The organism is Terriglobia bacterium (assembly GCA_032252755.1).
Lineage (GTDB): Bacteria > Acidobacteriota > Terriglobia > Terriglobales > Acidobacteriaceae > JAVUPY01.
The window spans coordinates 1-6,030 of sequence record JAVUPY010000096.1; the positions used below are offsets into that span (position 1 = coordinate 1).

Sequence of the window (6,030 nt, forward strand, 5' to 3'; positions counted from 1 at the left end):
CGGCGAGATTCTCCCCGCTTTCTCCGCATCTTCAATCATGCTCACACCGATGCGATCCTTAACCGAGCTGAGCGGATTCTGGCTCTCCAATTTTGCGACCACCGTCGCATCGATACCCTTCGTAACGCGATTCAGCCGCACCAGCGGCGTACCCCCAATCAACTGGGTCAAATCATGCGCAATCTTCACAAGCCTTCTCCAGGAACGAAACCGTCCGAGGAATTGGATGTAAATGGTTCGGAAAGGTCGCTGAACAAAATGGCACCGCGAACATGAACTCCCGGGACGTTGTAACGAAGAACGAGCAACGAAGAACAGCTTTCCTACGCTGTTGCCCCCCCAATAATGGCTCCCACAAGGAGAGGCCCAACGTGCAGCACGGAGAGCCACAGTCCTCCCAGGCCCGCCGCCACCCCGATCAGCGGAATCCCGATAAGGCTCGCCGCAAGCACGAAGATCGCGACGAAAAAGATGATTCCCGGCAGAAACACCGCCAAAATAGCTCTACCCAGCGATCCCGCCTTGCGTCCGCCCACGAAACCAGCGATCAGCCCGCCCAGCACGGGCAGCCAGAACAGCAGGATCGAGATGACAAACATCCATACCATCCCCGAGAGAACGCTGTCCTGTTTCGCACGGGCGTATTGTGTCGTTCCCACTATTCACCTCCCGCCTCTGCATAGAATACGCAGTTCGCGTCGCAAAAGTTGCGCTGGAACAATACTCTCTGCCGCAGTTCCGCGTTTTGCTATTCGGAGAACGGAGAACGGCTTTTCCCTCAGCGCGATTTTCCATCCGGTTCTCGGGCGATGGACCGAGGCGAAACCAATTTAGAAGATGGAACCCAATGCAACCCTACTTCGGCACGAATGTGGGGGGTCTTAAAAAATCCGTTGAGTGCCACGTTTCATTCGCAATTCTCGATCTTCTTCCCTATCATGGCGCTGATTTCCGGCGAGGTCTTGATGTTCTTCAACCGGCGTCTTCTCGGGCCCTGGCTAGTTCTCTCCACCGTATTGCTGGTGTTTCTGACCGCGATTGCCTGCGGAGGTGGCACTGGAGGAGGAGGGGGCTATAATCCGCCGCCATCACCGCCCCCGCCCAGTACGACGTATAACACAACCGAGGTCGCCGTTTCCGCCGTCAAGATGGTGTACGACCCAAGTCGAAACCGGATTTATGCCAGCGTCAGCAATACCGATAGTGCGCACCCAAATACGGTCGCGGTGATCGATGTAGCGTCCTCCTCTTTGGTTACTACTATCGCGGTCGGAGATTCACCCCGAGTCGTCCGTTTAAGTGATGACTATAAGAACCTCTATGTCGGTGTCGATGGTACCGGTGAAGTTAAAAAGATCGATCTGAGTACGAATTCAGTGGTGCAGGCATTTCCCGTCGCTCCATCAGGAAATTTCGGCAGGGTGATGGCCGGTGATATCTCTGTAATGCCTGGGAAGCCCGACACGGTGGCAGTTGCGTGGAAATATGATGGACTCGCAAACAATGGTGGAGTTGCCATTTACGACAACGGCGTCCAGCGCCCCGTAACCTCAAACCCTTCTCTAGTCGGCGGCCCAGACATCATCACTTTTGGAACCTCCGCCGATACCATCTACGCTGCCGACACTTCCGTCTCGGATTTCTCGCTGATTCGAATGAGTGTCAGCGCGGATGGCGTCACCGTCGCCGATCGCAAGTACAGCATGTTCGGATTCGCGTATTACTTCGAAATGCTGTTCGACTCAGGGCGTCTATATAGCAGCACTGGAGCGGTTGCGGACGCTGACGCGTTGGATTTAGTCGGCACCTTTGACGGCATTGGTTCCGTCGCAGTAGATTCGCCAACAAAATCCGCATGGTTCCTGTCAGGATCGTCCAATTCAGGAACAAATAAGAAAATCTTCAATCTTTCGCAGTTTGATACCGATACTTTTCTGTTAAAGGGAACGCAGCAAGCCGAAGTTCCTTCCAGCGTCCAATCTGCCTCAAACTTGTTGCAGTGCGGTTCCGGGGATCTGGCGTTTATCACTTACTCGCAGTCAGGAAGTACCACGGTCTCATCCATTCGACTCCTCAAGGTCGCACCGACTGCCGCGCCGAGCACCGTTCCAACAATTGACACGCTGCAAGCGAACCATATCGTCTACGATTCTTTGCGCCAACGCATCTACGCCTCGGTACCTGGAAAGGTTGGAGCCAAAGGCAACAGCGTCGCCGTGATCGATCCCGCGACCAAAACCGTTGAGTCATTTCTACCGGTTGGCAGTGACCCCAATGTCCTCGCACTCTCGCCCGACTCTCGCTATCTGTACATCGGTTTGGACGGAGCTGCCGGAATCGCGCGCCTCGATTTGAATAGCCGCACCGTAGACCTGCGCTTCCCGATCGCATTTCCCAACCCACAATACTGGCTGCAAGCTCCTTTGGGAGCCAAGGCAATCGCCGTTTCTCCTGTGGACTCACGGACGGCCATCGTTTCTTCCAGATTCATGGACGGGCGAACCCCCGATTACGGGGCGACGGGTATTTTTGACGACGGCGTAGCGCGCACCAACTACACAACGAACTCGGTTGGAGATTGGATGACCGTTGACCAAACGGGCACTAAGCTTTATACCTCGGGGTTTGCAGACACCTTCTGGTTCTTCTCCCTCGACGCGAGCGGCCTCTCTTATGTAAACCAACTCAACCATGTTTCCAGCAGCAGCAACCCGCTCTACATTTATTCCGGCGGTGACGTGTATTCCCTGAGCGGTCGCCGCGTGGATCCCGTTGCTCCACACCTGAAAGGTATGTATCCCATCGTCGATAGCCGCGGCATTGCCGTAGAGGGAAGCACTACCTACACATTGGGCGACCTCGGGACCAAGACCACGGTCTTTGCCTTTGATCGCGACAAGTATCTTCTGACTGGTTACCAGCAGACATCCATCCCCTCAGGCTCCGGCTTCGACCTCGTAAGTTGTGGACCGTCGTGCCTCGCCTTCGAAACGACCTCCGGGATCGTAATCCTGGGAAATTCGTTCACCTCCATCCCATCCATCGGGAGCAACGCGGCGAATCTTCCCGCAACGCGCCTGCTTTATGATAATGGCAGGAATGTCATCTACGCTTCGGTGCCGTCGCGCGCCGGCGATATCGGAAATAGCGTCGCCGTTATCGATCCAGCCACGCGGACGATCCTCTCCACTATTTATGTAGGTAGTGAACCCGGTCCGCTTGCGCTCTCGCGTGACGGAAGCCTGCTGTATGTCGGCCTTGACGGTTCCGGCAGCGCTGCCATCATTGATCTCGCTTCCGACAGTGTGGTGGGCGGTTTCGATATACCATTCTCACCAGCGGAAGGGCAGCACTTTGTTTATGACCTGACCGTGAAGCCCGACGACCCTAACGTCGTCGCGGTCTTGTTGCGGCGCGATTTTGGCTGGAGTCCCGAATACGCGGGACTCACCGTCTACGATCACGAGCAGGCGCTCCCAGCAGATTTGTTGCCTCCATCCCAAGACATCGGGACGATTGTTTTCGGGAATTCATCCTCGGAATTCTACGGGTATAACAATTGGGATACCGGATTTAACTACTTCAAGTTCAACATTGACAACACTGGCGTAACCATTGAGAACTCTTATCGTTCCTTTATCTACGGTTTTTTCGCCACTCTGTCCTATTATGACGGCCTGCTCTACAGTTCCAACGGCTACAGCATCGATCCTGCGAGCGATTCGCTCGCCGGCAGATTTCGAGGAGGAAATTCCGCCATCAGTCTTGCCAATGATGACCAGGACTCTTATTTCCTGTTCTGGGACGTTACCGCCAGCCCCCACGCCAGCGTGGGTGTGTACGACCGGAAAGGTTTCGCGAAGCTGGGGTCGTTTACTTTGCCACAGGTTGCTGCTGCTCCTCACGACCTGATCCGGTTCGGGAGCACAGGACTGGCTCTTGCAACCGACGATGATCACATCGTTTTTTCCGACGTGCCGCAAATTACTCCGGCCGACGTACCTCTCTCACAATTGCCGGCCAAGCACATGGTTTATGACCCTCTGCGGAAACGAATCTACGCTGCAATCCCAGGCTCGGCTCCAGCGCGTGGCAACACCATCACCGTCATCAATCCGGCAACCGCCCAGATCGAGCAATCGATTCCCGTGGGCAGCGAACCCTACTCCCTCGCCCTTTCTTCCGATAGCCAGTACCTCTATGTCGGACTGCTTGGCGCGAATGCTGTCAAGCGTGTCAATCTGACAACCGACACCGTCGACGAGAGCCTCTCGACCGGCTGGGACTCTCTCTCCGGCACCAAGTTCGCTCGCAGCCTGAGTGTAAGCCCCTCCGACTCAAACGTTGTTGCCGTCTCCAAGGCGAGCCCAAATTTTGTTCCCGCATTTGCCGGTGCATCCCTGTACAGCGGAACTACTGAGTTGCCCAGTCAGCTTGGTACTCACGATGGAACTCCGGACGGGATTGTCTTCTCGGATTCTTCGAGCACTCTTTACGGTCTCGATATCGATAGCACCGCTCATGCTTTTTACATCATGTCTGCGGACAGTACCGGGCTCCACATGACCGATTCAGCCATGAATTCCATCCCCCTTGGTACGCCGCTGTTCAGTGGTGGCCTGGTCTATTCCTCCACCGGCGCCGTGATCGATCCAAACACAAAGAGCATCAAGACCAGCTACGCTCTTACGAACATCGGAGATGCCGTCACCCTCGACGCGGCGGCCGGACGCGTCGTGTTCCTGGAACACAATTGGGATACAAAGAAGGTCACCGTTGAAGCGTTTGATATTTCCTCCGGTACACGTTCCGCTTCGCAAGAGGTCACGGACGCTACTACCTTCGGAACAGATATCGTGTGCTGGGGCCAGAACCAGTACGCAGTCTCTACTGGCAATGGAATCTTTCTGCTGAACGGAACACTTCGTTAAGGGAGCCAGTCGTGAGGGTCAAAATCGTACCGCCATCAATGCGCTGACATTGATTATCAAAATAGAGAAGGACCAGATTCCCTGAGAACTCGAACAATATGGCCGTGAGAATATCGCGTATCGCTCTCGGAGTGACATTAGCCTTCATCTCTACTTCGCTAGTTTCCCAACAGCAGAGTGGAGAAACGAAACTCGGTTCGGAAACTCCCGCAAGTGAGGTTTACAGGGTCGGCGGAAGTGTGAGTCCTCCGCAGGTCATCAAGGCTCCCGATCCGCAGTACTCCAAGGAAGCTCTCAAGAAGAAGATCGAGGGAACGGTAGTCCTTTGGGTCGTGATCGGTCCCGACGGTGTGCCAAAGGATGTCAGAGTGCAGCGGTCACTCGGATACGGACTGGATCAGGAGGCGATCGAGGCCGTAAAGAAATGGAAGTTCAAACCCGCGAAATTGAAGGGTCAGCCCGTCACAGTGCAGGTCAACGTCGAAGTCAACTTCCGACTCTATCAGCGTTATTGAGCGTGAGCGGGAGCAGTCGTCTCCGCTTCCACAGAAAACTTGCTCTAGCTTTGTGGGCTTCCAGTCGATCTTCGGTTCACCCGATATTCGGTTCTTCGGCTGCAGTTCTCGCTCTTTCACATCCCGACTGGTTGCTGCGACAGCGGCCGCGGTCGACGCCTAGCCATGACTCTTTCAGTCCTGGGTTATCCGTCGTTCGAAGCAAGTGCCTGCTTCGCACTTGACTGACTCCGATCATCATTTTTGCTTTTTCCGAGAACCGAGAACCGAGAACGAACTCTCATACCTCGCACCTCGCACACTTTTCCTTCTCAAGCTCCTGAAAACACTGCCCGTCTGGATTTTCAGACTTAAAGTCCGTCTTTTCAGTCAGCTACAAAACAGGGAGGTTGGTCTCGAAGGAACTTACAACTTTTCCCCTCCTTAGTGTTCATAACTCCAGCAAAGTTCTGCCCTGAAGTGGGGGATTGATGCGACGGAGATGGATGCGACCGAGCGCGGCGATCGCGCTCACAGCCTTGCTGTTGACGTTATCTGCCACCTGGCTTCTCGCCGGTGACAAGCGCAAGAGCACGACCCGCATG

Annotated in this window: 4 protein-coding genes; 2 read left to right on the plus strand and 2 right to left on the minus strand. The window is 54.9% G+C overall.

Translation table 11 applies throughout. The features are described 5' to 3' along the window. On the minus strand, positions 1-189 hold a 189-nt coding region (locus tag ROO76_23905; GenBank protein ID MDT8071213.1), incomplete at its 3' end, for a pyridoxal-phosphate dependent enzyme. Between the two features lie 134 nt (positions 190-323). Continuing rightward, entirely contained in the window at positions 324-659 is a 336-nt protein-coding gene (locus ROO76_23910; GenBank protein ID MDT8071214.1) for a hypothetical protein, read from the minus strand. A 279-nt stretch (positions 660-938) separates the two neighbouring features. On the opposite strand from ROO76_23910, the gene ROO76_23915 reads away from it, so the two are divergent. Both ROO76_23915 and ROO76_23920 read left to right on the plus strand, forming a co-directional pair. Next, positions 939-4,931 (plus strand): hypothetical protein, encoded by a 3,993-nt coding sequence (locus tag ROO76_23915; GenBank protein MDT8071215.1) that lies wholly within the window; start codon positions 939-941, stop codon positions 4,929-4,931. 98 nt (positions 4,932-5,029) lie between these two features. Next, complete coding sequence (locus ROO76_23920) at positions 5,030-5,446, plus strand: energy transducer TonB (GenBank protein MDT8071216.1); 417 nt, start codon at positions 5,030-5,032, stop codon at positions 5,444-5,446. The last annotated feature ends 584 nt before the right edge of the window (positions 5,447-6,030 follow it).

Coding starts and splice junctions, on each gene's coding strand:
- ROO76_23915 (MDT8071215.1), top strand. CDS start 939: ATGGCGCTGATTTCCGGCGAGGTCTTGATGTTCTTCAACCGGCGTCTT.
- ROO76_23920 (MDT8071216.1), top strand. CDS start 5,030: ATGGCCGTGAGAATATCGCGTATCGCTCTCGGAGTGACATTAGCCTTC.